Below are 24,060 nucleotides of genomic sequence, written 5' to 3' on the forward strand. Positions count from 1 at the left end.
ACGCTAGCCTTTGCGGCCCGGACCGTAAAGGAAGGAAGCGGTGCCATGCGCCTCGGCCTCTACGTCAACCTGTACGCCGACAAGGCCGACCGGCCGCGGCTCGCCGACGCGGTGGAACAGGCGCGGCTGGCGGAACAGGCGGGCTTCGCGTGGGTGGTGCTCGGCGAGCGGCACCTGCACCGCCCCGGCTACCACGAGGCCGTCACGTCGCTGGCGTACCTCGCGGCGCACACCGAGCGGATCGGCCTCGCCACGGCCGGGCTGATCGCCCCCGTGTACCACCCGGTGTGGCTCGCGGAGACCCTCGCCCACATCGACGTGCTGTCCGGCGGCCGGCTGACGGCCGGCTTCGTCCTCGGCTACCGGCCGGAGGAGTTCGCGCTGTACGGCGCGGAGCCGCGCGAGCGGGTGCCGCGGTTCGAGGAGTGTCTGGAGCTGGTGACGCGGCTGTGGACCGAGGACGAGGTCACCCACCGGGGCCGGTTCACCTCCCTGGACGGGGCGTTCCTGTCGCCCCGCCCGGTGCAGAGCCCGCGCCCCCGGATCTGGAACGGCGGGCGGGTGTCCGCCGCGCTGGAGCGGACGGCGCGGATGTGCGACGGTTGGACGACGTCGTTCAACGAGCTGGACGCGGACCTCCCCGGCAAGATCGCCGAGTATCTGGCGTACCCGCGGGGCGCCGCCAGCCTGGGCGCGGAGGTCATCGTCTGCCGCGAGGGCTACTGCGCGCCCACCACGCAGGCGGCGCGGGCCGCCCTGGAGGAGCCGCTGCGCGGGCTGTACGACGCGTACGGCGACTGGAAGCGCACCTCGGCGGACGCGGCGCGGTACGCGCAGGAGTGGGACGACATCGCCGCCCGGTCGGTGATCGGCTCGCCCGGGGAGTGCGCCGACCGGCTCGGCCGTTACGCGGCGATGGGCGCGGACGGGGTCGTCCTGCGCGTCCAGCCGCCCGGGATGCCGCAGGCGGACGCGCTGCGCGCCATCGAGGCGTTCGGCACGGACGTCCTGCCGGGGCTGCGGGCCGCGTGACGGTCAGGCCTTGAGGCCGGTCGTCGCGATGGAGTCCGTCAGGTAGCGCTGGAGGAGGCCGAAGACCAGCAGGCAGGGCAGGACCGTGATGGTCGCCCCGGCCATGATCTGGTTGACGGGCACGTTCTCCCCCTCCAGCGTGGCCAGGCCGACGGTGAGGGTGCGCATCTCGGAGGACTGGCCGATGACCAGCGGCCACAGGAAGTCGTTCCAGTGCCACAGGAAGACGAAGACGCCGAGGGTCGCCAGGACCGGGGTGATGAGCGGGACGACGACGGTGGTGTAGATCCGCCACTCGGACGCCCCGTCGATCTTCGCGGCCTCGAACAGCTCGTCGGGAAGCTGTGCGATGAACTGCCGCATCAGGAAGACGGCCTGCGAGTTGGCGAGCGTGGGCACGATCAGGCCCCAGTACGTGTCCACGCCGCCGAGCCGCGAGACGAGGACGAAGTACGGGATGAGCGTCGCCTGGAACGGCACCATCAGCGTCGCCAGGAACGACCAGAACAGCACCTCGCGCCCCGGGAACCGCTTCTTGGCGAAGGCGTACCCGGCCATGGACGAGAACAGCAGGATCAGCACGACCGACACGAGCGAGTACACCAGGGAGTTGGTGGCCCAGCGGGTGATGTCGGCGCCGGACAGGACGGCGGAGAAGTTCTCCCACGTGGCCCGCGTCAGGTCGAAGGCGCCCGGCAGGGTCTTCCCGCCCGGCGGCGCGAACGCGACCAGCACCATCACCACGAAGGGCGCCAGGGTCACCAGCGCCACCAGGAACAGCAGAACCGGCAGCCGCAGTCTCGCCATCACTCGTCCCGTCCGATCAGCCGGCGCTGGATCAGGGAGAACACCAGGACCACCAGGAAGAGGACCAGCCCCAGCGCGCTCGCGTAGCCGAAGTCGAAGAACTTGAAGCCGGTGTCGTACAGGAGGTACACGAGCGAGTAGCTGGCGCGCACGGGTCCGCCGGCCGTCATCACGTACATCGCGTCGAACACCTGGAACGCCCCGATCGCCTCGATGACGAGGACGAAGAACAGCACGGGGCGCAGCAGCGGCAGCGTGACCCAGCGCAGCCGCCGCCAGCCGGTGGCGCCGTCGATGACGGCGGCCTCGGTGACCTCGCGCGGGATGGACTGGAGTCCGGCGAGGAGGATCAGCATCGAGTAGCCGAAGCCCTTCCAGGCGGACGTGGCCGCGATGGAGGGCAGGACGAGGCGCTCGTCGCCGAGGAAGTCGACGGGGCCGAGGGAGAGCACGCCGAGCGCCGCGTTGAGCAGGCCGTCCTCGACGTCGTAGATCCACTTCCAGATGACGGCGGCGAGCACGATGCTGGTGACGTACGGCAGGAAGAACACGCCGCGGAAGAAGCCGCGGAGCCAGACCGCGCGGTGCAGCAGCAGGGCCGTGCCGAGGGAGAGGCCGACCGTCAGCGGCACGAAGAACAGGGTGTACAGGGCGGTGACGCCGAGGCTGGACCAGAAGAGGTCGTCCTGGAGGAGCCGCGCGTAGTTCTCGGCGCCGATGAACCGCCAGTCGCCGCTGAGCCGGTAGTCAGTGAGCGACAGGAACGCGGCGCCGATCGTGGGGCCGAACCGGAAGACCGCGAACAGCAGCAGCATCGGCGCGACGAACAGCAGCCCGGCGCGCGCTTCACGGCGGCGGGCGGGCCGGGTCGGGCGGTCCGCCGGGAGGGGTGGGCCGGGCACGGGGACGGGTTCGGGGGTCGGGGCGGTCCGCTCGCCGGCCGTGCCCGCCGTCAACGCTGCCGTGCCAGCAGGTCGTCGGCCCGGGCGGCAGCCGCGTCCAGGGCCTCCTTGGGGCTCTTGCGCCCGGTGAGCGCGGCCTGGATCTCGGGGGCGATCAGGGACATGAGCTGGCGGGCGACGGGGCTGGGTTCACCGGGGTAGGCGAACGGCAGCGCTTCCTGGAACCGCTTGGCGTACGGGGCGTCGCTGGGCACCGTCACGTCGGTGCGCGGGGAGAGGAAGCCGCTCGCCTTGCCGAGGCTCTGGATGCGGGCCGGCTCCGCCATGAAGGCGAGGAACTTCTCGGCGCCCGCGGTGTTGCGGGAGTCGGCGTTGAGGCCCAGGCCGCCGGGGACTCCGAAGGCGACCTGCTTGACGTCGCCGAGCGGCTTGCCGACGACGACGTTCTCGGCGCCCCACGCCTTGCGGGCCAGGTCGGCGTCGGCGAGCGTGCTGGAGAAGCCCATGGCGACCTGCTGCTTGCCCATGGGGTGGTCGGCGAAGATGTTGGTGTTGGTGAGGGCCGTCCGGGGGACGGCGCCCGCCTTGTAGAGGTCGGTGAGGAAGGTGAGGGCGGCGACGCCCTCGGGCCCGTTGAAGGCGGCCTTCTTGCCGTCCTCGGAGAACACCTTGCCGCCGGCCTGCCACAGGAGCGGGTAGAAGTTCAGGTTGAGGGTCGCCTCGTTGCTCGCCGAGTAGTCGAGGGTGGCGACGCCGGCCTTCTTCAGCTTGGGGGCGGCGGCCTTGACCTCGTCCCAGGTGGCGGGCGGCTCGGTGATGCCGGCCCGGTCGAGGAGCTTCTTGTTGTACAGCGTCGTGGTGACGGTGTGGTAGATCGGCACCGCGTACAGCTTGCCGTCGTGGGTGAGGGCCGTCAGGGCGTTGGGGAGGAACTTGTCCTTGACCCCCTCGACCGCCTTGTCGACGGGGCCGATGGCGCCGCTGGCGAGGTACTGCGGCACCTGGTCCGGGTTGAGCAGCACCACGTCGGGGCCCTTGCCGCTGCCGAAGGCGGTGGCGAGCTTCTCGTCGCGGTTCTCCCAGGGCTGCTGCTCGACGGTGACCGTGGTGCCGGGGTGGGCCTTCTCGAAGTCCTTCTCGATCTGCGCCCAGTAGGCGGAGTTGGCCTCGGGGTCCGCGATGACGGGGTACATCCAGACGGTGACGTCGTTCGTTCCGGCCCCGCCGTCGCCGCCGCAGCCGGCCAGCAGGGAGGCCGCGGCGAGGAGGGCGAGGGGGGTGATGGCGCGCTTGGAGCCTGTCGTCATGGAGGGCCTCCGCAAGGCCTGAGAAGGATACGCGTGCCCGGTCACTTTCGGTCGGGGCCGAAAGTAACCGGGCAGAAAACGGCTGTCAATGGGCGCGGCTTCAGCGTCGCACGTCGACCTTGTAGAGCTCCGGGCCGCGGCTGAAGTACAGCCACCCCTCGTGGGCGGCGAGCCGCCGGTGCGGGAAGTTGACCAGGAGGCGCGGGTCGCGGTCGGGGAAGAGCGGGTCGATCCGGAAGATCAGCGCGCCGTCGACGGAGACGTACAGCTTCTGGCGGCTGACCGCGATCGCGCCGTCGTTGCTCCGGGTGCCGAGCTTCAGGCGCCGGAGGACCTGTGCGCTCTCCGGGTCGATGGCGAAGAGCGTGTGCCCGGAGAGGGCCCACACCACCCCGCCGAAGACCTCGATCGCGCTGACGGCTCCTATCCCCTCGACGAGCTCCAGCTCCCACAGCTTCTCGCCGCGCTCGACGTCCCAGGCGAAGGCGGCGCCGGTCTTCCGGGTGGTCGGGGTGGTGCTGAGGCCGCCGAAGATCGACGCGCCGCCGTAGACCACGCCGTCGTCGGCGGCGAGGGCGACGACGGACATGTCCTGCACGACGTGGCGGACGAACGTCCACTCGCCGGTGTCCTTGTCGTACAGGGCCAGGCCGCCGCCCAGGCGGTTGCCCTCCGGGACCGTGCCGACCGCGATCTTCCCGTCGACCTCGGCCAGGGCGCGGGCCCGCGCCTGGAGCTGGGGCTTCAGGGTGAGGACGACCTCGGGGTTGGCCGGGGTGCCGGGCGGGCCCCCCGGGGAGTACTCGGGGCTGTTCCACTCCTGGTCCGGCCGGTAGCGGAACAGCCGGGCGTCGGGGTACTGGCCGATCCAGACCGTGCCCTCGGAGTCGCGCAGGATCGCCTCGATCTGGCCGAAGCGGTGGAAGGACACCGCGCCCGTCGAGGTGTTGAGGGACGACAGGCCGCCGTTGAGGAAGCCCCCCACGTACAGGGTGCGCCGGCCGCCGGCCGCGATGGCCTGGATGTCGATCGGCTCCCTGCGGATCTTCGTCCCCAGGACGGCGTGCGCGCCCGTGGTCGGGTTGTACCGGAACATGTCGCCGCGCCACAGGGTGCCGACGACGCTCCGGCCCGGGTAGTCGGGCAGGCCCAGTTCGGCCCAGCCGAGCGCGCGCACGTTCTGCACCTTGCCGTCGAGGATCAGGCCGGTGCCGGTGATCTGCCCCGTGGCCGGGTCGTAGCGGCGCAGCTCGCCCCGTTGCACGAAGTACACCCCGCCGTTCTCGTCCGGCGGGGAGACGCTCAGGCCGTGGGCGTCGGGGATGGGGTCCGACCACGTGCGGGTGGCGAGGTCGAAGACGAACAGCGGGCTGGGGGCGTCGGAGCCGATCCGGGCGTACAGCCGGTTGTCGTACGCGTTGAGGTCGTAGACCTGCTTGCCCGTGATGCTACCGAGCCCGGGCGGGGTGGGCAGCTCGGTGAAGACGCCGGTGGCCGGGTCGAGTTCGGCGATGTGGGCGGCCGCGTAGGAGCCGGTGTAGACCTTGCCGCCGGAGCAGGCGATGCTGCGCACGTACGTCTGGCCGGGGACGGCCTGGCCGAAGTCGGTGAAGGAGCGGGTGGCCGGGTCGAAGCGGAAGACCCTGCCGCCGGGGAACGTACCGCCCCACACCCTGCCCTCGGAGTCGGCGGCGAGGCTCCAGATGAACGTCTGGCCGGCCACCGGGAGGCCCAGGTCCTCGGCGACGTCGCCGGAACCCGGCGTCCAGCGGTACAGGTGCGCGTTTCCGTAGGTGCCCGCGTACACGCCGCTGGGGGCCGCGGTGACGGACCAGGCTCCGTCACCCCCCGTCAGCGGCGCGCTGACCAGCAGGTCACCGGTGGTGGGATCCACGGCGTTGAGACGGGCGGGCTTGCCCGTCGACGCGTTCCACAGGGCCTGCTTCCCGGACGGGCCCGGGGCGACGGTGCCCCCGAGCAGCAGGACGTCGGCGAGGGGGACTCCGATGAACTCGGGTTCACGCATGAGCTGGCTCCCGGATTCGGCGTGTGCTTCGGGAGAGGGGGGCAGGAGGGTCGCGGAGAAGACCGCGGTCGAGCCGGCGAGGAACGCGCGTCGCGTCGCCACAGACGGAACACCTCCCTGGAGGAAGAGAGTTACGGCACTAGCCGAAAGTGATACGCCGCAGCTCATGGGCCGTCAACGGTACTCGTCGCCGCCGCGGCGCTCCGGTCCGACACACGGGCCCCTCCGGCGCGTCAGCCGGAGGGGCGACACCGTGGTCACGGGGTGTGCGGCCGCTTTCGGGCCGGGGTTCCGGCGATTTTGGGCCAACTCCTCGGCCAGTCGGGCAGAAACGGCCCTCCCCCATATGGAGCCCATCGGACCGCCGGCCGGACCCGGACGGCGGACACGGTGCCATTGGTACAGTCGCGATACGGACCGCCCGGCCACGAAGGGGGCGAAGGACCATGCCGATAGACGAACTGGACACCCGGATCCTCCGGCTGCTGATCGAGCAGCCCCGCACGAGCGTGCGGGAGTACGCGCGGATCCTCAAGATCGCCCGCGGCACGCTCCAGGCGCGGCTGGACCGGCTGGAGCGGGACGGCGTGATCACCGGGACGGGCCCGTTCCTCTCCCCCGCCGCGCTGGGCCACCCGGTGCTCGCCTTCGTCCACGTCGAGGTGACCCAGGGGCACCTCGACGAGGTGGGCGACGCGCTGGCCGCCGTACCGGAGATCGTCGAGGCGTTCTCGATCACGGGCGGCGGGGACCTCCTGACCCGGGTGGTGGCCCGGGACAACGCCCACTTGGAGGACGTCATCCAACAGCTCATCCAACTGCCCGGGGTCGTGCGGACGCGGACCGAGGTGGCGCTGCGCGAACGGGTGCCGTTCCGGCTGCTGCCGCTGGTGGAGGCCGTGGGAAGGCAGTCTCGGGCCGCGTCGCGGACGCCCCGGGCGGGCGGGGGCGAGGAGCGGTGACCGCCGTCGTCTTCGACCTCGACGGCACGCTCGTCGACAGCGAGCCGAACTACTACGAGGCCGGCCGCAGGCTCCTCGCGGGCTACGGCGTCACCGGCTTCGACTGGGAGCGGCACACCGACTTCATCGGCATCGGGACGCGCGAGACGCTGGAGGCCCTCAAGGCCGAGTACGGCATCGACGCGCCGCTGGAGGAGCTGCTCGCCGGCAAGAACCGGCACTACCTGGAGCTGGCCCGGGCGGGGACCGCGGTCTTCCCCGAGATGCGGCTGTTCGTGGAGCGGCTGCACGCCGACGGGGTGCCGACGGCGGTGGCGTCGGGCTCCTCCCGGGCGGCGATCGAGGCGGTCCTCGCCGGTACGGGCCTGGCCGGGTACTTCCGGGCGGTGGTCTCGGCCGAGGAGGTCCCGCACGGCAAGCCGGAGCCGGACGTGTTCCTGGAGGCGGCCCGCCGGCTGGGCGCCGACCCGGCCGACTGCGTCGTCGTGGAGGACGCCCCGCCGGGCGCGGAGGCGGCCCACGCGGCGGGCATGCGCTGCGTCGCCGTGCCGTACGTCCCGGCGACGGCCGACGCCCCGGCGTTCCAGCGGGCGGGCCTGCTGTTCCGGGGCGGCCAGAGCGCGTTCCGCGCGTCGGAGGCGTACGACTTCGTCCGGCGGCGCCCGGGCGCGTGGGGCGCGCGGCAGGGGGGATAGGGGCCCGCACCCCTGGCCCGGGGTCCGTACCCCTGGTCCGGGGCCTGCTCCCCCCGGCCCGGGATCCGCGCCACCATCCCGGGGTCCGCTCCTCCCGGCCCCGTCCCGTCCGCGCCGCCGCCCCGGCCCCGTCCGCGCCGCCGCCCGGTCCCCCGTCACCCCGGGCCCGTCCGCGCCGTCGCTCGGGAGGCCGTGCCCCGCCCCGGGCCGCGGCGGGCCGTGTCCACGGCGCCGGGGCGCCGCGTCCGGGAGCGGCGGCGGTGGCCGTCGGGTCCTCGTACACGGCGTCCTCGTGCCGGACCGGGTCCAGGCGGAGGGGTGGCTCGGCGGTCTGCCCGGTCACGCGGGTTTCGTGCGCGCGCAGGGGGGCGATCCGCTCCGGCCCGGGGTCCGCACCCGCTCGGGTCGGAGCGGTGCGGCGGCGGGTGTCCGGCACGGGCACGCCGAAGGCGCGCCGTCACCAGCGAGACGGGGCCGCGAAGCGCGGGCTACCCCAGGAAGCTGAGGCGGACCGTGCGGTCCGGGTTGTCCTTGTTCGTGTCGACCAGGCACACCGACTGCCAGGTGCCCAGGGCCAGACGGCCGGCGACGACCGGGAGCGTCGCGTGGGGCGGGACCAGGGCCGGGAGGACGTGGTCGCGGCCGTGGCCGGGGGTGCCGTGGCGGTGCTGCCAGCGGTCGTCGGCGGGGAGGAGGGCGTGCAGGGCGGCCAGCAGGTCGTCGTCGCTGCCGGAGCCCGTCTCCATGAGGGCGACGCCGGTCGTGGCGTGGGGGGTGAAGACGTTCAGCAGGCCGTCGCGGCCGGCCGCGACCTCGTCGAGGAAGGCGGCGCACGCCTCCGTCAGGTCGTGGACGGTCTCGCGGTGTCCGGTGGTGATGCTCAGCGTGCGGGTGGTGAATGCGTCGCTCATGTCTCCATGGTGCCGGCTCGGCGGGCCGGGAAGATCCGCCGCGCCCGGGTGGTTGGTGGAATCGTGAACGATTTCGAGGTGCGGGACGTGGCCGTGGTCGTCGTGGGCGCCGGGCAGGCCGGGCTGTCCGCGGCGTACCACCTGCGGCGCGCCGGGTACGTGCCGGACCGGGACTTCGTCGTGCTGGACCACGCTCCGGGGCCGGGCGGGGCCTGGCAGTTCCGGTGGCCGTCACTGACGTACGGCAAGGTGCACGGGATGCACGCGCTGCCCGGGATGGAGCTGACCGGGGCGGACGCGAGCCGTCCGTCCGCCGAGGTGATCGGCGGGTACTTCGCCCGGTACGAGGAGGCGTTCGACCTGCGGGTGCACCGGCCCGTCGACGTGACGGCGGTGCGGGAGGGGGACGGCGGCCGGCTGCGCGTCGAGACGTCCGAGGGGGTGTACGCGGCGCGGGCGCTGATCAACGCGACGGGCACCTGGGACCGGCCGTTCTGGCCGCGCTACCCGGGACAGGAGACGTTCCGGGGGCGGCAGCTCCACACGGCCGACTACCCGGGGCCCGGGCCGTTCGCCGGGCGGCGGGTGGTCGTGGTCGGCGGCGGGGCCTCCGGTACGCAGCACCTGATGGAGATCGCCGACGTGGCGGCGGGGACGACGTGGGTGACGCGGCGCGAGCCGGTGTTCCGTGAGGGGCCTTTCGGCGAGGCCGAGGGGCGGGCGGCGGTCGCCCTCGTGGAGGAGCGGGTGCGCCGGGGCCTGCCGCCGCGCAGCGTGGTGAGCGTGACGGGGCTGCCGTTGAACGACGCGGTCCGGGAGGCGCGGGCGCGCGGCGTCCTGGACCGGCTGCCGGTGTTCGACCGGATCACCCCGACCGGCGTCGTGTGGGACCCGGGCGCGGCGGGCGACGGGGGGCGGTTCGTGGAGGCGGACGTGATCCTCTGGGCGACCGGTTTCCGGGCGGCGATCGACCACCTGGCGCCGCTGCGGCTGCGCGAGCCGGGCGGCGGCATACGGGTGGACGGCACCCGCGCCGTGCGCGACGGGCGGATCCACCTCGTCGGGTACGGGCCGTCCGCGTCGACCGTCGGCGCCAACCGGGCCGGGCGGGCCGCCGTACGCGACGTGCGGCGGCTCCTGGAGCGCGAGCCGGTGCCGGCCTGAGCCCCGTCTTCGGTCAGGGGGTGGCGTTGCGGCGGTTCTCGTTGAACTCCTCGACGTTCGCCAGCTGTTCGTCGTAGTCGGCGGTGAAGCGCGTGTCGCCGGGTTTGACGGTGACGAAGTACAGCCAGTCGCCGGGCGGCGGGTCGATCGCGGCGCGCACGGCCTGCTCACCGGGGTTGCCGATCGGCGTCGGCGGCAGCCCGGCGGTGGCGTAGGTGTTGTACGGGCTCTCGATGCGGGTGTCGGCGTGGGAGGTGTCGAGGGTGGAGCGGTCGAGGGCGTAGTTGAGCGTCGAGTCCATCTGGAGGGGCATGCCGCGGGCGAGCCGGTTGTGGATGACGCGGGCCACCTTGCCCATGTCGTCCTCCGTGTCCGCCTCGGCCTGGACGATGCTGGCGATGGTGACCGTCTCGTAGAGGCTGATGCCGTTGCGCCGGGCGCCCTGGGTGACCTTCGCCTTCCCGAACCGCTCCCCCGCCGTGGTGATCATGTACCGGAGCAGGCTCCGCGGCGTGGTCGTGCCGTCGAACGGGTACGTCGCCGGGAACAGGAAGCCCTCGGGGTTGCCGCGCGCGGCGGCCGGCAGGCCGAGCCCGGCGGTGGCGGCCTCGGCGCGGGTGGTGCCGGGCGGCACGCGCAGGGCCTCGTCCACGGCTTCGTAGACCTGGCCGGCGCGCCAGCCCTCCGGGATGAGCAGCGTCCGGGTCTTCTGCGGCGGCTTCCGCGGCGCGGGGGGTTCCCGGAAGAGGAGGAGCGGCACCAGGGTGGCCGTCGCGACGAGGGCGAGCACGCCGGTGATCAGGACCACGCGGCCGCGGCGGGTCAGTCGGGGCCTGGGGCGCCTGCGGTGGGACGTCCTCTGTGACTCGTGCCTCATACGGGCACGCTAACCCTCAGACTTTAAGAAATTCCGCATATAAGACATAACGACACGTATGACAGAACAAACGAACGCGGGATCGGGTGTTCGTCAGAACGTGTGGTCGTACCGGTTTTCGTCGCCCCGCTCCTCCGTGGCGCAGGATGCTTACGGTGCGCAAGGGACGGGCTGCAGACCGCGATTGCGTAGTCCCACATCTGTACGACGCACAAGGAGACTCACCTCATGGACCTCATCACCCACCTGCTCGCCGGTGTCATCCACTTCGTGGGCTGGCTGGTCTGACGCTCGCTCCGTCCGGCGCCGCCGCTCCCCCATCCCACGGGAGCGGCGGCGCTTCCGCGTCCATCCGCGCGTCACCCTGGACCAGGGCCGCGTACCGGCCGCCCCTGGCGAGCAGTTCGGCGTGGGTGCCGCGCTCGACGATGCGGCCGGCGTCCAGGACGACGATCTGGTCGGCGTCGCGGACGGTGGAGAGCCGGTGGGCGATGGTGATGGTCGTCCGGCCGGCGGACAGGTCGTCGATCGCCTGCTGGACGGCCTGCTCGGTCCGGGTGTCGAGGGCGCTGGTCGCCTCGTCGAGGATGAGCACGGGCGGGTCGCGCAGGATGGTCCGGGCGATGGCGAGGCGCTGCTTCTCGCCGCCGGAGAAGCGGTAGCCGCGCTCGCCGACCAGCGTGTCGTACCCGTCGGGCAGCGAGGCGATGTGGTCGTGGATCTGGGCGGCCTTGGCGGCGGCCTCGATCTCGGCGTCGGTGGCGTCGGGCCGGGCGAAACGGAGGTTGTCGGCGACCGACGCGTGGAACAGGTACGTCTCCTGGGAGACGACCCCCACCGCGCGGGCGAGGCTGTCGAAGTCGAGGTCGCGGACGTCGACGCCGTCGAGCGTGACCCGGCCTCCGGTCACGTCGTAGAGGCGGGGCACCAGGTAGCTGAGCGTGGACTTGCCGGAGCCGGTGGCGCCGACGACGGCGAGGCGGCTGCCCGCCGGTACGACGATGTCGATGCCGTCGAGCGTGGGGCCGCTCTTCTCGTCCTCCTCGTCGTAGCGGAAGTCGACGTCCTCGAACCGGACTTCGCCGCGGATCCTCTCCAGGCGCACGGGCCGCTCGGGCTCGGTGATGTCCACCGGCAGGTCGAGGTACTCGAAGATCCGCTGGAAGAGGGCGAGCGAGGTCTGGATCTGCACGCCCGTGGAGAGCAGGCTGACGGCGGGGCGGAACAGGCCCTGCTGGAGGGAGACGAAGGCGACGAGCGTGCCGATGGAGATCGCCGGTCCGCCCGCCTGGAGCGCGAGCCCGGCCGCCCAGTAGAGCAGCGCCGGCATGGCGGCCATGACGATGCTGACGGACGCCATCCGCCACCGCCCGGCCATGGAGGCGCGGACCTCCAGGTCGACCAGGCGCTCGGACTCGGCGGCGAAGGACCGGGTCAGCGAGTCGGCGCGGCCCATGGTGCGCCCCAGCAGGACGCCGCTGACGGACAGGGACTCGGTGACCGTCGCCGCCATGGCGGCCATCTGCTTCTGCCGCTGCGTGGTGATCGCCTTGCGCTCCCTGCCGACCCGGCGGCTGATCCACACGAAGACGGGCAGGAGGAGGAGCGAGACGACCGTGAGCCGCCAGTCGAGCGCGAGCATCGCCACGACCGTCGCGACGACGGCCGTCAGGTTGGAGACGAGCGAGGTGGCCGTCGACGTCACCGTGGCCTGCATGCCGCCGATGTCGTTGGCGATGCGCGACTGGACCTCGCCCGTGCGCGTCCTGGTGAAGAAGGCGAGCGGCATGCGCTGGAGCTGCGCGTAGACCGCCGTGCGCAGGTCGTGCATGACGCGCTGTCCGACCGTGGTCGAGATCAGCGTCTGCAGGACGCCGAAGACGCTGGTCACCACCGCGGTGAGGATCATGCCGAGCGCGAGCAGGCTGAGCAGCCCCGTGCGCCCCTGCGGGATGGCCGTGTCGAGGATCTCGCGCAGGAGGAACGGCGAGGCGACCCCGACCAGGGAGGAGGCGCCGACGAGCAGGCCGACGAAGGCGAGTCGTCCGCGGTAGGGGCGGAAGAGGCGCAGGATGCGCCCGATCTGCGCCGGGGGCTGGTCCGGATCGGGGGGTGGCGGAGTCCAGGTGGACTCGGCGTGGATACGCATGGGCTCCTTCCGGCCGGTCGGTCGCGCGCCCCGCGGGGGCGGGGCACGGTCCTGCGACGCAGAGCGTACCTCATTGTTACCTATCCTCACAATGAGCATGGTCCTGATACCCTTCGACCATGAACGCATCCGACGCCGACGGCCTGCTCGCCGAGCAGTTGCTGCGGCTGACCCGCCGCCTCCACCGCAGCCAGCAGCGGGAGTTGGCGGCCGCGGACCTCAGCATCACGCCCGCGCAGTCGCGCCTCCTGCGCACGGTCGCGCACTACGAGCGGCCGCCCCGCATGGCCGACCTCGCCGAGCGGCTGGAGGTCGTCCCCCGGGCGGTGACCAGCCTCGTCGACGGGCTGGAGGCGAGCGGCCGGGTGCGCCGCGTCCCCGACCCGGCCAACCGCCGCGTCATCCGGATCGAGCTCACCGACGAGGGTCGCGCCACGCTGAGGCTGCTGAGGAGCGCGCGTCGGGCCGCCGCGGAGGACGTCCTGGCCCCGTTGACCGCCGAGCAGCGCGAGGTGCTCGGGGGTCTGCTGTCCGCTCTGGTCGACGGAGTGCCGGAGCAGCGCCGCTGAGCCGCCGCGCGCCCCGCGCGCGCCGGCGAGGGGCCGTGCGCCACGGGGAGGATCGGGCCGACCGCTGATCCCAGATCAAGAGGGCGCACCCTCCGGCCGGGGGGACGGAGTGCGGCGGTCACCAGGTCGCGTATAACCGGGTCGCGGGTCACCGGGTCGCGCCGACCGCTTTCAGGCTCCGCCGGGCCCCCGGCCCGTCCGGCCGCCGCGGCGGCCGGTGACCCGCCGGACGGCACACCGGCGGCGGGCGCCGAACCGGTGATCACGCCCGTGCCCCGCGCCGCCCCACGAGCAGGGGGTGGAGCACGGGAACGGGCCCGGCGTCGAAGGCCGGGACGAGGACGGGCCATCGGCCTGTTCCGTGCGCGCCCGCGGGAAAACCGATTGCCCCGGGCGGGGCCCCGGGGTCAACCTGACACGTCTTCGCATCGCCGTCGCCGTGTTGGCCCCGGCCCCTCTCCCGCTCCGCAATCCGACCGCCGAACCGCCTGGGACGTCATGCAGCTCCGTCACCTTCCGTACAGCGACCCCGGGGAACCCGACGTCCGTTCGGGTTCCCGCTTCCTGCTCTGGCTGCTCACGCGCCGGCTCGGCGGCCAACTGGCCTCGCTCGGCTGGGGCCTCCTGATGAACCTGGGCATCGTCGGACTGCCGCTGGGCGTCGGTTTCGCCGTCCAGGCCGTCGTCGACGGCTCGGGCGGCCGGCTCGCCCTCGCCGGCGGGCTGATCGCCCTGTTCGGCGGGGCCCTCACCCTCGGCGACCTGATGCTGCACCGGACGGCCGTCGCCAACTGGATCGGCGCGGCGACGCGGGTGCAGCAACTGCTCGCCCGCAAGGCCGCCGAACTCGGTTCGGCGCTCACCCGGCGGGTCGCCGCGGGCGAGGTCGTCGCCGTCTCCACCGGGGACGTGGAGAAGATCAGCTGGTTCGTGGAGGCGCTGTCCCGGTTCGCCGCCGCGGCGGCGACGCTGGCCGCCGTCTGCGTGGGCCTCGTCCTGTACGAGCCGGAGCTGGGCGTCGTCGTCGCGTTGGCCGTGCCGGTGCTGGCGCTCGCGCCGCTGCCGCTGCTGCCCCGCGCGACCCGGCGGGCGGACGAGCAGCGGGAGAGGGCCGGCCGGGCGACGGAGCTGGCCACGGACACCGTGGCGGGGCTGCGGGTGCTGCGCGGCATCGGCGGCGAGGAGCTGTTCCTCGGCCGCTACCGCGCCGTGTCGCAGGAGGTGCGGCGGGCCGCCGTCCGCAGCGCCCGCTCGTGGGCGCTGATCGCGGCCGTCCAGGTGGTGCTGCCGGGGCTGCTGCTGACCGGGGTCGTCGTGTACGGGGCGCGACTGGCGCTGGAGGGCCGGATCGCGGTCGGCGACCTGGTCACCGTGTACGGCGCGGTACTGCTGACCCAGTACCCGCTGCGCCAGTTCGAGGAGATCGCGATGGCCTACTCGTTCTCGCGGCCCTCGGCCCGGCGCGCCGCGCGGGTGCTGGCGCTGTCCCGTACCGCGCCGGGGGCGGGCGCCGCGCGGTCCGTGCCGGAGGGCGGGGACCTGTACGACCCGGCGAGCGGGGTGCTGGCCCCGGCCGGGCGGTTCACCGCCGTCGTGTGCGGCGACCCGGACGCGGCGGGGCGGCTCGCCGAGCGGTTGGGCGGGCATCCGGCGGAGCCCGGCGGGGAGCACGTGCCGGTCCTGCTGGGCGGCGTCCCGCTGGACGGGCTGCCCCTGGAGGCGGCCCGTACGGCGGTGCTGGTCCAGGACAAGGAGCCGGTGCTGCTCTCCGGGACGCTGCGGGAGCTGCTGGACGTGCCGTCGTCCGGCGCGGTCGACGCCGGCGAGGCGCTGGAGGCGGCGCGGTGCGGGGACGTGCTGGACGCGCTGGCGCAGGCGTCGCCCGAGCCGGGCGGCGACCCCATGGACACGAGGATCACCGAGCGGGGCCGGTCCCTGTCGGGCGGCCAGCGCCAGCGGCTCGCCCTGGCCCGGTCGCTGGTGGCCGACCCGGAAGTGCTGGTCCTGGACGAGCCGACGTCGGCGGTGGACTCGCACACCGAGGCGCGGATCGCCGAGGGCGTGCGGCGGCTGCGCGAGGGGCGCACGACGGTCGTGCTGGCCTCGTCGCCGCTGCTGCTGGACCTGGCCGACCGGGTGGTGCTGGTGCACGGCGGCCGGGCGGTCGCCGCGGGCACCCACCGGGAGCTGCTGCGCGCCGAGCCGCGGTACCGGGCGGTCGTCTCCCGCGGCGCGGAACCCGCCGGGGCCGCGGACCTCCGCACCCCGGACCTCGTCGACATCGAGGAGACCGCATGATCGGCCTGGCACCGCCGCCGTACGACCCGGCGGCCCCGCAGTCCGCGACGACGCTGCCCGTGGCGGGCCCCGACACGGTCCGCGGGTACGTACGGGAGCTGCTGCGCCGGCACCGTACGGCGTTCGCGGTCCTGGTGGCCGTCAACGCCGTCGCGGTCGTCGCGTCGATGGTCGGCCCGTATCTGCTCGGGTCGCTGGTGGAGCGGATCTCGGCCGGGGCGGGCGGGATCCGCCTGGAGGGGACGCTGCTGCTGTTCGCCGCCGCGCTCGCCGCGCAGACGCTGTTCGTGTGGCTGATGCGGCTGCGCGGGGCGATGCTCGGCGAGGAGATGCTGGCCGATCTGCGCGAGGACTTCCTCGTCCGGTCGGTGCGGCTGCCGCCCGGTGTGCTGGAGCGGGCCGGGACCGGTGACCTGCTGTCCCGGATCACCACCGACGTCGACCGGCTGGCCGAGGCGATGCGGCAGGCCGTGCCGCAGTTGGCCATCGGCGTGGTCTGGGCGGCCCTGCTGCTGGGCGGGCTCGCGGTGACCGCGCCTCCCCTGGCGCTCGCGGCGCTGGTGGCGGCGCCGCTGCTGGTCGCCGGCTGCCGCTGGTACTTCCGGCGGGCGCCCGCCGCGTACCGCTCCGAGGCCGCCGGGTACGCGGCGGTGGCCGCCGCGCTGGCCGAGACGGTCGACGCGGGCCGCACGGTGGAGGCGCACCGGCTGGGGGCGCGGCGGGTCGCGCTCTCGGACCGGCGGATCGGGCAGTGGATCGGCTGGGAGCGGTACACGCTCTCCCTGCGGTCGGTGCTCTTCCCGGTGGTCAGCCTCACCCACATCACGGTTCTCGCGTCGGTGCTGCTGATCGGCGGGGTGTTCGTGCTGCGGGGCTGGCTGGACGTGGGCCAGTTGACCACGGGCGCGCTGCTCGCGCAGATGCTGGTGGACCCGGTCGGGATCATCCTGCGCTGGTACGACGAGCTGCAGGTCGCGCAGGTGTCGCTGGCCCGGCTCGTCGGCGTCCGGGAGATCGAACCGGACGCCGGGGACGGTTCGGTGCGGCCGGACGGGCGGGACCTGCGCGCGGACGAGGTGCGCTTCGGGTACCGCGAGGGCGTCGACGTGCTGCACCGGGTGTCGCTGGAGGTGCCGCCGGGGACGCGGCTGGCGCTGGTCGGCCCGTCCGGCGCGGGCAAGTCGACGCTGGGCCGGCTGCTGGCCGGGATCTACGCGCCGGGCTCCGGCCGGGTGACGCTGGGTTCGGCGGAACTGGCGCGGATGCCGGCCGAACGGGTCCGCGAGCACGTGGCGCTGGTCAACCAGGAGCACCACGTGTTCGTCGGGACGCTGCGGGACAACCTGCTGCTGGCGCGGTCCGGCGCGGACGACGGGGAGCTGTGGGAGGCGCTGCGCGCGGTGGGCGCCGACGGCTGGGCGCGGGCGCTGGCCGACGGCCTGGACACGGAGGTCGGCTCCGGCGGCCGGGGGCTCACCCCGGCGCGGGCCCAGCAGGTGGCGCTGGCCCGGCTGGTGCTCGCGGACCCGCACACGCTCGTGCTGGACGAGGCGACGTCGCTGCTCGACCCCCGGGCGGCCCGCCGTCTGGAGCGGTCCCTGGCCCGGGTGCTGGAGGGCCGTACGGTGGTGGCGATCGCGCACCGGCTGCACACGGCGCACGACGCGGACCTGATCGCGGTGGTCGAGGACGGCCGGATCGGCGAGCTGGGCAGCCACGACGCGCTGGTCGCGGCGGACGGGGCGTACGCGGCGCTGTGGAGGTCCTGGCACGGGCGGCCGTGACGGCGCGCGGGGCCCGGCCGCCCGCCGGGCCCCGGCGGCAGGCGGTTCAGATCACGCCGAGCGCGGACGCGCCGCCCAGTCCGCCGAGCACCGTGAACACCGGCATCAGCACCCTGACCTCCACCCAGCTGCCCGCCTTGAAGCGCAGCGCCTTCGGCGGCCCGACCGGGTACCAGCGCTTCCGCCGGATCGGCAGGGGCCACAGGACGGGACAGCCCGACACGGTCAGCGCGTCGCCGACGTCGTGCACCAGCGCGCCGAGCACGATGGGGAGCCCCAGCCACAGGTACTCCTGGCCGGGCGCGTCGAACAGCCAGCCCGCGCCGCCGCCGGGCTGGTCCAGGATGCCGGCGAGGATCCAGGCGCCGGCCGCGCCGAGCAGCCACACCAGCACGTCGCTGGAGACCCGGGCGGCCCGCCACAGCAGGCCCTCGACGGCGAGGACGAGGTGGACGAAGAGGAGGCCGAGGACGGCCCAGCGGTCACCGGTGACGGCGAGCGCGGAGCTGCCGGCGCCGATGGCGACCGCCCAGACCGCGGTGTGGGTCAGGGTGCGGTGGCCGCCGTTCCGGCGCGGGTCGGTGCGCGTGCGGGTCGCCTTGTACACGGCGTACGACAGCTTGTCGACCACCTCGCACAGCCAGCGGGACAGCGGCCCGAAGGCGCGGGAGATCGTCGCCGACCTGTGGTCGAGGTCGGGGGCGAGCGCCGCGCCCGCGCAGATCAGCGCTCCGGCGACGAGGACCGGCCACGGCATGGGCCGGTCGGCGGCCGTGGCCGCGGCCCCCACCCCCAGCCAGGCTGCGGCCCCGGAGAGTGAGTGCGCCGGTCCCATCATGTGCGTGCCCCGCCCCGGTGTTCGTGTGGTGTAGCCGAGTTGACGGCACAGGGTACCGCTCGTGATCTTCGAGGTGGTGGCCGGTTCCCGCTTCCCGGAGGAAGCCAGGCAAGATGGAGGCGTGACCCTTATCGATCAGCTACCGCAGACCGCCGATCCCGATGCCCTCTTCGAGGCCTTCTCGACGTGGGCGGAGGGCCGGGGCATCTCGCTCTACCCGGCCCAGGAGGAGGCGCTGATCGAGGTGGTGTCCGGCGCCAACGTGATCCTCTCCACCCCCACCGGCTCCGGGAAGAGCCTGGTCGCGGCGGGCGCGCACTTCACGGCACTCGCCCATGACCAGGTGACGTTCTACACGGCGCCGATCAAGGCGCTCGTGTCGGAGAAGTTCTTCGACCTGTGCAAGCTGTTCGGCACGGAGAACGTCGGCATGCTGACCGGCGACGCGTCCGTGAACGCCGACGCCCCGGTGATCTGCTGCACGGCCGAGGTGCTGGCGTCGATCGCGCTGCGCGACGGCAAGGACGCCGACATCGGCCAGGTCGTGATGGACGAGTTCCACTTCTACGCGGAGCCGGACCGGGGCTGGGCCTGGCAGATCCCGCTGCTGGAGCTGCCGCAGGCGCAGTTCGTCCTCATGTCGGCGACGCTCGGCGACGTGTCGATGTTCGAGAAGGACCTGACGCGCCGTACGGGTCGCCCCACGGCCGTGGTCCGCTCGGCGACGCGCCCGGTGCCGCTGTCGTACGAGTACCGGACGACGCCGATCACGGAGACGCTGACCGAGCTGCTGGAGACCAAGCAGGCGCCGGTCTACATCGTGCACTTCACGCAGGCGGCCGCCGTCGAGCGGGCGCAGTCGCTGATGAGCATCAACATGTGCACGCGCGAGGAGAAGGACCGGATCGCCGAACTGATCGGCAACTTCCGGTTCACCACCGCGTTCGGCCGGAACCTGTCGCGGTACGTCCGCCACGGCATCGGCGTGCACCACGCGGGCATGCTGCCGAAGTACCGGCGGCTGGTGGAGAAGCTCGCCCAGGCCGGCCTGCTGAAGGTGATCTGCGGTACGGACACGCTCGGTGTCGGCGTCAACGTCCCGATCCGCACGGTGCTGTTCACCGCCCTGACGAAGTACGACGGGAGCCGGGTGCGCACGCTGCGCGCCCGCGAGTTCCACCAGATCGCCGGCCGCGCCGGGCGGGCCGGGTTCGACACGGCCGGGTTCGTGGTCGCGCAGGCGCCCGAGCACGTCATCGAGAACGAGAAGGCCCTGGCGAAGGCGGGCGACGACCCGAAGAAGCGCCGCAAGGTCGTCCGCAAGAAGGCCCCCGAGGGCTTCGTCAACTGGTCGGAGAACACGTACGAGAAGCTGATCGCGTCCGAGCCGGAGCCCCTGACCTCCCGGTTCCGGGTGACCCACACGATGCTCCTGTCCGTGATCGCCCGGCCCGGCAACGCGTTCGAGGCGATGCGCCGCCTCCTGGAGGACAACCACGAGCCGCGCAGGAACCAGCTGCGCCACATCCGCCGCGCCATCGCGATCTACCGGTCGCTGCTGGACGGCGGCGTGGTCGAGCAGTTGGACCGGCCGGACGCGGAGGGCCGCACGATCCGGCTCACCGTCGACCTCCAGCAGGACTTCGCGCTGAACCAGCCGCTGTCGACGTTCGCCCTGGCCGCGTTCGAGCTGCTCGACCCGGAGTCGCCGTCGTACGCGCTCGACATGGTCTCGGTCGTCGAGTCGACGCTGGACGACCCGCGGCAGATCCTCGCCGCCCAGCAGAACAAGGCGCGCGGCGAGGCCGTCCAGGCGATGAAGGCGGACGGCGTCGAGTACGAGGAGCGGATGGAGCGGCTCCAGGAGGTGTCGTACCCGAAGCCGCTGGAGGAGCTGCTGTGGCACGCGTACAACCTGTACCGGAAGTCGCACCCGTGGGTCGGTGACCACCCGGTGTCGCCGAAGTCGGTGATCCGCGACATGTACGAGCGGGCGCTGTCCTTCACCGAGTTCACGTCGTTCTACGAGCTGGCCCGCACCGAGGGCATCGTGCTGCGGTACCTGGCGGGCGCGTACAAGGCGCTGGACCACACCATCCCGGACGACCTGAAGACCGAGGACCTGGAGGACCTGATCGCCTGGCTGGGCGAGATGGTCCGCCAGGTCGACTCCAGCCTGCTCGACGAGTGGGAGCAGCTGGCCAACCCGGAGGTGGAGACCGCCGAGGAGGCGCAGGAGAAGGCCGACCAGGTCAAGCCGGTCACGGCCAATGCCCGCGCCTTCCGGGTCCTCGTGCGCAACGCGATGTTCCGCCGGGTGGAGCTGGCCGCGCTGGACCAGGTCGAGGAGCTGGGCGAGATGGACGGGGAGTCCGGCTGGGACGCCGACGCGTGGGGCGAGGCGATGGACAAGTACTGGGACGAGTACGACGACCTGGGCACGGGCCCGGACGCGCGCGGCCCGAAGCTGCTGTCCATCGAGGAGGACCCGGAGCACGGCCTGTGGCGCGTCCGGCAGACCTTCGCCGACCCGAACGGCGACCACGACTGGGGCATCAGCGCGGAGGTCGACCTGGCCGCCTCGGACGAGGAGGGCCGCGCGGTGGTCCGGGTCACCGACGTGGGCCCGTTCTGACCCCTCCCCCGCCCCGGCCGGCCGTTTCGCGCCCCCGTTCCGACAGCCCCCCTTTCGTGAGAGGAAGAACCGGAGATCCCATGACGACGAACCCCGCCGAAAGCTTGGTCGCCCTGCTCGACCTGGAGCAGATCGAAGTCAACATCTTCCGCGGCCGCAGCCCCGAGGAGTCGTTGCAGCGGGTCTTCGGCGGGCAGGTCGCCGGGCAGGCGCTGGTCGCCGCGGGCCGCACGACGGAGGGCGAGCGCCCGGTGCACTCGCTGCACGCGTACTTCCTGCGGCCGGGCATCCCCGGCGTGCCGATCGTGTACCAGGTGGAGCGGGTGCGGGACGGCCGGTCGTTCACCACGCGGCGGGTCACGGCGGTGCAGCGCGGCAAGACGATCTTCAACCTGACGGCGTCGTTCCACCAGCCGGAGGAGGCCGGGTTCGAGCACCAGCTCCCGCCGCGCCTGGACTTCCCGGCCCCGGAGGAACTGCCGCCGGTCGTGGACGAGATCCGCGAGCACCTGGGGGCGCTGCCGGAGTCGCTGGAGCGGATGGCGCGGCGCCAGCCGTTCGACATCCGGTACGTGGACCGGCTGCGCTGGACGGCCGAGGAGATCCGGGACGCGGACCCGCGCAGCGCCGTGTGGATGCGCGCGGTGGGCCCGCTGGGCGACGACCCGCTGGTCCACACGTGCGCGCTGACGTACGCGTCGGACATGACACTGCTGGACGCGGTCCGCATCCCGGTCGAGCCGCTGTGGGGGCCGCGCGGGTTCGACATGGCGTCGCTGGACCACGCGATGTGGTTCCACCGGCCGTTCCGCGCGGACGAGTGGTTCCTGTACGACCAGGAGTCCCCGATCGCGACGGGCGGCCGCGGCCTGGCGCGGGGTCGGATCTACGACCGCGGGGGCCGGCTGCTCGTGTCGGTCGTCCAGGAGGGGCTGTTCCGGCGGCTGCGCTAGAAGAGGGGCTCCTGTTCCACGTCGTGGCGGCGGGGGCGGACGTCGGGCCGGTCCGGGTGCAGCTTCGCGTCGCACGCCGGGCCGAGGCCGGTGCGGCGCGAGGCGCGGCCGGTCAGCGGGCGTCCGCACAGCCGGCACCGCACGGGCGGCCGGACGGTCGACTCGGGGGCCGGTTCCTCGGGGGCGCGGTCCGGAAGTGGCTGGTCGTTCACGTGTACCTGTCTACCCTGTCGTCTGATCCGACGACGACGAGGAGTGGCCGATGAGCCTGTACGACATCCCGCTGCGCACCCTGTCCGGCGAGCCGCTGAGCCTGGCGGAGTACCGGGACCGGGCGGTGCTGGTGGTGAACGTGGCGTCGCGGTGCGGCCTGACGCCGCAGTACGCCGGGCTGGAGAAGCTCCAGCAGCAGTACGGCGAGCGCGGCCTGACCGTGCTGGGCGTGCCGTGCAACCAGTTCGGCGGGCAGGAGCCGGGCAGCGCGGAGGAGATCCGGACGTTCTGCTCGACGACGTACGGGGTGACGTTCCCGCTGCTGGAGAAGACGGACGTGAACGGGCCCGGCCGGCACCCGCTGTACGCGGAGCTGACGCGGGTCGCGGACGCGGACGGCGAGGCGGGCGACGTGCAGTGGAACTTCGAGAAGTTCCTGGTCGCGCCGGGGGGCGAGGTCACCCGCTTCCGGCCGCGCACGGAGCCGGACGCCCCCGAGCTGGTCGCCGCGATCGAGGCGCGGCTCCCCGCCTGACGCGGCCCGGCGCCACCGCCCGGCCCGGTTCCGCGCCACCGTCCGGCGCGGTGCTCGGGCCGGGCGTGCGCGCCCGCCCGGGCGCCGGGGCCCGGGCCGGCGGTCAGCGGTCAGCGGTCAGCGGTCAGCGGTCAGCGGTCAGCGGTCAGCGGATCGGGACGCCCGACAGGGTGCGGGCGATGACGAGGCGCTGGATCTCGCTCGTGCCCTCGAAGATGGTGTAGATCGCGGCGTCGCGGTGCATGCGCTCGACCGGGTACTCGCGGGTGTAGCCGTTGCCGCCGAGGATCTGGACGGCCTGGGCCGTGACCTCCTTGGCGACCTCGCTGGCGTACAGCTTCGACATGGAGCCCTCCGCGGAGGTGAAGGGCTTGCCCGTCGTGGCCATCCAGGAGGCGCGCCACACGAGGAGGCGGGCCGCGTCGATCCGGGTGCGCATGTCGGCGAGTTGGAAGGCGACGCCCTGGTTGTCGATGATCGGGCGGCCGAACTGGTGGCGCGTCGTGGCGTAGTCGAGGGCGACCTCGTAGGCGGCGCGGGCCGTGCCGACGGCCATCGCGCCGACCGCCGGGCGGGACGCCTCGAAGGTGGCCATCGCCGCGTTCTTGACGCGTTCACCGCCCTTGCGGGCCTTCTCGCGCGCGCGGGCCAGGCGCTCGTCCAGCTTGTCCTTGCCGCCGAGCAGGCACGAGCCGGGGACGCGGACGCCCTTCAGGACCACCTCCGCCGTGTGGGAGGCCCGGATGCCGTGCTTCTTGAACTTCTGGCCCTGCGACAGTCCGGGGGTGCCGGGCGGGACGATGAAGGAGGCGTGGCCCTTGGAGCCGAGCTCCGGGTCGACGACGGCCACGACGACGTGGACGCCCGCGATGCCGCCGTTGGTGGCCCAGGTCTTGGTGCCGTCGAGGACCCACTCGTCCTTCGCCTCGTCGTACACCGCGCGCGTCCGCATGGCGGCGACGTCCGAGCCGGCGTCGGGCTCGGAGGAGCAGAACGCGGCGACCTTCACGTCCTCGGGGGTGCCGTACATCTGGGGGATCCAGGTGCCGATCTGTTCCTCGGTGCCGTTGGCGAGGACGCCCACCGCGGCGAGGCCGGTGCCGACGATGGACAGGGCGATGCCCGCGTCGCCCCAGAACAGCTCCTCCATCGCCACGGGGATGCCGAGGCCCGTGGGGTCGAAGAACTGCTGGGCGTAGAAGTCGAGGGAGTAGATGCCGACCTTGGCGGCCTCCTGGATGACCGGCCAGGGGGTCTCCTCGCGCTCGTCCCACTCCGCGGCGGCCGGGCGGATCACGTCCTTGGCGAATCCGTGCAGCCAGTCACGGACCTGCCTCTGGTCGTCGTTCAGCTCGAGTGTGAACTCGGCCATGGTTCCCTCCCGGCGGACATGCGCATGTTAC

The 24,060-nt window shown here is 73.4% G+C and carries 20 protein-coding genes; 10 read left to right on the plus strand and 10 right to left on the minus strand.

Annotated features, from left to right (window positions below; all coding sequences use genetic code 11):
- The first annotated feature begins 45 nt into the window (after window positions 1-45).
- Window positions 46-1,032 (plus strand): LLM class flavin-dependent oxidoreductase, encoded by a 987-nt coding sequence (locus AC07D6_RS20580; protein WP_479046330.1) that lies wholly within the window; start codon window positions 46-48, stop codon window positions 1,030-1,032.
- Between the two features lie 3 nt (window positions 1,033-1,035).
- On the opposite strand, the gene AC07D6_RS20585 is transcribed toward AC07D6_RS20580, so the two are convergent.
- The 4 genes from AC07D6_RS20585 to AC07D6_RS20600 form a co-directional block, all read right to left on the minus strand.
- On the minus strand, window positions 1,036-1,839 hold the full coding sequence (locus AC07D6_RS20585; RefSeq protein WP_479046332.1) for a carbohydrate ABC transporter permease: 804 nt from the start codon (window positions 1,837-1,839) through the stop codon (window positions 1,036-1,038).
- A complete protein-coding gene (locus tag AC07D6_RS20590) occupies window positions 1,839-2,741 on the minus strand; it encodes a carbohydrate ABC transporter permease (protein WP_315879473.1) in 903 nt (300 codons plus the stop codon). Before AC07D6_RS20590 ends, AC07D6_RS20585 begins: the two co-directional genes overlap by 1 nt.
- Window positions 2,742-2,791: 50 nt before the next feature.
- Window positions 2,792-4,048 (minus strand): ABC transporter substrate-binding protein, encoded by a 1,257-nt coding sequence (locus tag AC07D6_RS20595; protein WP_479046335.1) that lies wholly within the window; start codon window positions 4,046-4,048, stop codon window positions 2,792-2,794.
- A gap of 100 nt (window positions 4,049-4,148) precedes the next feature.
- Window positions 4,149-6,176, minus strand: coding sequence for a ligand-binding sensor domain-containing protein (locus tag AC07D6_RS20600; RefSeq protein WP_315879471.1), 2,028 nt, complete (start codon window positions 6,174-6,176; stop codon window positions 4,149-4,151).
- A 344-nt stretch (window positions 6,177-6,520) separates the two neighbouring features.
- On the opposite strand from AC07D6_RS20600, the gene AC07D6_RS20605 reads away from it, so the two are divergent.
- Together AC07D6_RS20605 and AC07D6_RS20610 are read left to right on the plus strand one after the other, a co-directional pair.
- Window positions 6,521-7,036 (plus strand): Lrp/AsnC family transcriptional regulator, encoded by a 516-nt coding sequence (locus AC07D6_RS20605; protein ID WP_479046337.1) that lies wholly within the window; start codon window positions 6,521-6,523, stop codon window positions 7,034-7,036.
- Window positions 7,033-7,731, plus strand: coding sequence for an HAD family hydrolase (locus AC07D6_RS20610; protein WP_479046339.1), 699 nt, complete (start codon window positions 7,033-7,035; stop codon window positions 7,729-7,731). The genes AC07D6_RS20605 and AC07D6_RS20610 overlap by 4 nt, the downstream gene beginning before the upstream one ends.
- A 488-nt stretch (window positions 7,732-8,219) precedes the next feature.
- On the opposite strand, the gene AC07D6_RS20615 is transcribed toward AC07D6_RS20610, so the two are convergent.
- The gene (locus tag AC07D6_RS20615) at window positions 8,220-8,642 is read right to left on the minus strand and encodes a secondary thiamine-phosphate synthase enzyme YjbQ (RefSeq protein WP_315879468.1); all 423 of its coding nucleotides are present in this window, start codon (window positions 8,640-8,642) and stop codon (window positions 8,220-8,222) included.
- A 63-nt stretch (window positions 8,643-8,705) separates the two neighbouring features.
- Here AC07D6_RS20615 and AC07D6_RS20620 point away from each other — a divergent pair, with 63 nt between their 5' ends.
- Entirely contained in the window at window positions 8,706-9,806 is a 1,101-nt protein-coding gene (locus AC07D6_RS20620; protein ID WP_479046342.1) for an NAD(P)-binding domain-containing protein, read from the plus strand.
- A gap of 13 nt (window positions 9,807-9,819) precedes the next feature.
- On the opposite strand, the gene mltG is transcribed toward AC07D6_RS20620, so the two are convergent.
- The gene (gene mltG, locus AC07D6_RS20625; RefSeq protein ID WP_315879466.1) at window positions 9,820-10,683 is read right to left on the minus strand and encodes an endolytic transglycosylase MltG; all 864 of its coding nucleotides are present in this window, start codon (window positions 10,681-10,683) and stop codon (window positions 9,820-9,822) included.
- Window positions 10,684-10,942: 259 nt separating this feature from the next.
- The gene (locus tag AC07D6_RS20630) at window positions 10,943-12,832 is read right to left on the minus strand and encodes an ABC transporter ATP-binding protein (protein WP_315879465.1); all 1,890 of its coding nucleotides are present in this window, start codon (window positions 12,830-12,832) and stop codon (window positions 10,943-10,945) included.
- A gap of 119 nt (window positions 12,833-12,951) precedes the next feature.
- On the opposite strand from AC07D6_RS20630, the gene AC07D6_RS20635 reads away from it, so the two are divergent.
- The 3 genes from AC07D6_RS20635 (at window position 12,952) to AC07D6_RS20645 (ending at window position 17,483) form a co-directional block, all read left to right on the plus strand.
- Entirely contained in the window at window positions 12,952-13,401 is a 450-nt protein-coding gene (locus AC07D6_RS20635) for a MarR family winged helix-turn-helix transcriptional regulator (protein ID WP_315879464.1), read from the plus strand.
- 498 nt (window positions 13,402-13,899) lie between these two features.
- The gene (locus tag AC07D6_RS20640; RefSeq protein WP_479046346.1) at window positions 13,900-15,699 is read left to right on the plus strand and encodes an ABC transporter transmembrane domain-containing protein; all 1,800 of its coding nucleotides are present in this window, start codon (window positions 13,900-13,902) and stop codon (window positions 15,697-15,699) included.
- The gene (locus tag AC07D6_RS20645) at window positions 15,696-17,483 is read left to right on the plus strand and encodes an ABC transporter ATP-binding protein (protein ID WP_479046348.1); all 1,788 of its coding nucleotides are present in this window, start codon (window positions 15,696-15,698) and stop codon (window positions 17,481-17,483) included. Before AC07D6_RS20640 ends, AC07D6_RS20645 begins: the two co-directional genes overlap by 4 nt.
- Window positions 17,484-17,529: 46 nt before the next feature.
- On the opposite strand, the gene AC07D6_RS20650 is transcribed toward AC07D6_RS20645, so the two are convergent.
- Window positions 17,530-18,321: a metal-dependent hydrolase gene (locus AC07D6_RS20650; protein WP_315879461.1), complete on the minus strand. Its 792-nt coding sequence runs from the start codon at window positions 18,319-18,321 to the stop codon at window positions 17,530-17,532.
- A 121-nt stretch (window positions 18,322-18,442) separates the two neighbouring features.
- On the opposite strand from AC07D6_RS20650, the gene AC07D6_RS20655 reads away from it, so the two are divergent.
- Together AC07D6_RS20655 and AC07D6_RS20660 are read left to right on the plus strand one after the other, a co-directional pair.
- Complete coding sequence (locus AC07D6_RS20655; protein ID WP_479046351.1) at window positions 18,443-20,956, plus strand: DEAD/DEAH box helicase; 2,514 nt, start codon at window positions 18,443-18,445, stop codon at window positions 20,954-20,956.
- Between the two features lie 80 nt (window positions 20,957-21,036).
- Complete coding sequence (locus AC07D6_RS20660) at window positions 21,037-21,909, plus strand: acyl-CoA thioesterase (protein WP_315879459.1); 873 nt, start codon at window positions 21,037-21,039, stop codon at window positions 21,907-21,909.
- Here AC07D6_RS20660 and AC07D6_RS20665 read toward each other — a convergent pair.
- Window positions 21,906-22,121, minus strand: a complete 216-nt coding sequence (locus AC07D6_RS20665; RefSeq protein WP_479046353.1) for a DUF6011 domain-containing protein — start codon at window positions 22,119-22,121, stop codon at window positions 21,906-21,908. The two genes, AC07D6_RS20660 and AC07D6_RS20665, sit on opposite strands and share 4 nt — an antisense overlap.
- Window positions 22,122-22,171: 50 nt before the next feature.
- Between AC07D6_RS20665 and AC07D6_RS20670 the strand changes: the two genes are divergently transcribed.
- Window positions 22,172-22,657: a glutathione peroxidase gene (locus AC07D6_RS20670; RefSeq protein ID WP_315879457.1), complete on the plus strand. Its 486-nt coding sequence runs from the start codon at window positions 22,172-22,174 to the stop codon at window positions 22,655-22,657.
- A 145-nt stretch (window positions 22,658-22,802) separates the two neighbouring features.
- Here the strand turns inward: AC07D6_RS20670 and AC07D6_RS20675 are convergent, their stop codons facing one another.
- Window positions 22,803-24,029: an acyl-CoA dehydrogenase family protein gene (locus tag AC07D6_RS20675; RefSeq protein WP_479046355.1), complete on the minus strand. Its 1,227-nt coding sequence runs from the start codon at window positions 24,027-24,029 to the stop codon at window positions 22,803-22,805.
- Between the last annotated feature and the right edge of the window lie 31 nt (window positions 24,030-24,060).

This window comes from Streptomyces sp. NPDC045287 (genome assembly GCF_056432325.1).

Bases quoted from the DNA above. Each gene is read 5' to 3' on its own strand.
- AC07D6_RS20580 (WP_479046330.1), top strand. From the start codon at position 46: ATGCGCCTCGGCCTCTACGTCAACCTGTACGCCGACAAGGCCGACCGG.
- AC07D6_RS20585 (WP_479046332.1), bottom strand. From the start codon at position 1,839: ATGGCGAGACTGCGGCTGCCGGTTCTGCTGTTCCTGGTGGCGCTGGTG.
- AC07D6_RS20595 (WP_479046335.1), bottom strand. From the start codon at position 4,048: ATGACGACAGGCTCCAAGCGCGCCATCACCCCCCTCGCCCTCCTCGCC.
- AC07D6_RS20605 (WP_479046337.1), top strand. From the start codon at position 6,521: ATGCCGATAGACGAACTGGACACCCGGATCCTCCGGCTGCTGATCGAG.
- AC07D6_RS20615 (WP_315879468.1), bottom strand. From the start codon at position 8,642: ATGAGCGACGCATTCACCACCCGCACGCTGAGCATCACCACCGGACAC.
- mltG (WP_315879466.1), bottom strand. From the start codon at position 10,683: ATGAGGCACGAGTCACAGAGGACGTCCCACCGCAGGCGCCCCAGGCCC.
- AC07D6_RS20630 (WP_315879465.1), bottom strand. From the start codon at position 12,832: ATGCGTATCCACGCCGAGTCCACCTGGACTCCGCCACCCCCCGATCCG.
- AC07D6_RS20635 (WP_315879464.1), top strand. From the start codon at position 12,952: ATGAACGCATCCGACGCCGACGGCCTGCTCGCCGAGCAGTTGCTGCGG.
- AC07D6_RS20640 (WP_479046346.1), top strand. From the start codon at position 13,900: ATGCAGCTCCGTCACCTTCCGTACAGCGACCCCGGGGAACCCGACGTC.
- AC07D6_RS20645 (WP_479046348.1), top strand. From the start codon at position 15,696: ATGATCGGCCTGGCACCGCCGCCGTACGACCCGGCGGCCCCGCAGTCC.
- AC07D6_RS20650 (WP_315879461.1), bottom strand. From the start codon at position 18,321: ATGATGGGACCGGCGCACTCACTCTCCGGGGCCGCAGCCTGGCTGGGG.
- AC07D6_RS20660 (WP_315879459.1), top strand. From the start codon at position 21,037: ATGACGACGAACCCCGCCGAAAGCTTGGTCGCCCTGCTCGACCTGGAG.
- AC07D6_RS20670 (WP_315879457.1), top strand. From the start codon at position 22,172: ATGAGCCTGTACGACATCCCGCTGCGCACCCTGTCCGGCGAGCCGCTG.
- AC07D6_RS20675 (WP_479046355.1), bottom strand. From the start codon at position 24,029: ATGGCCGAGTTCACACTCGAGCTGAACGACGACCAGAGGCAGGTCCGT.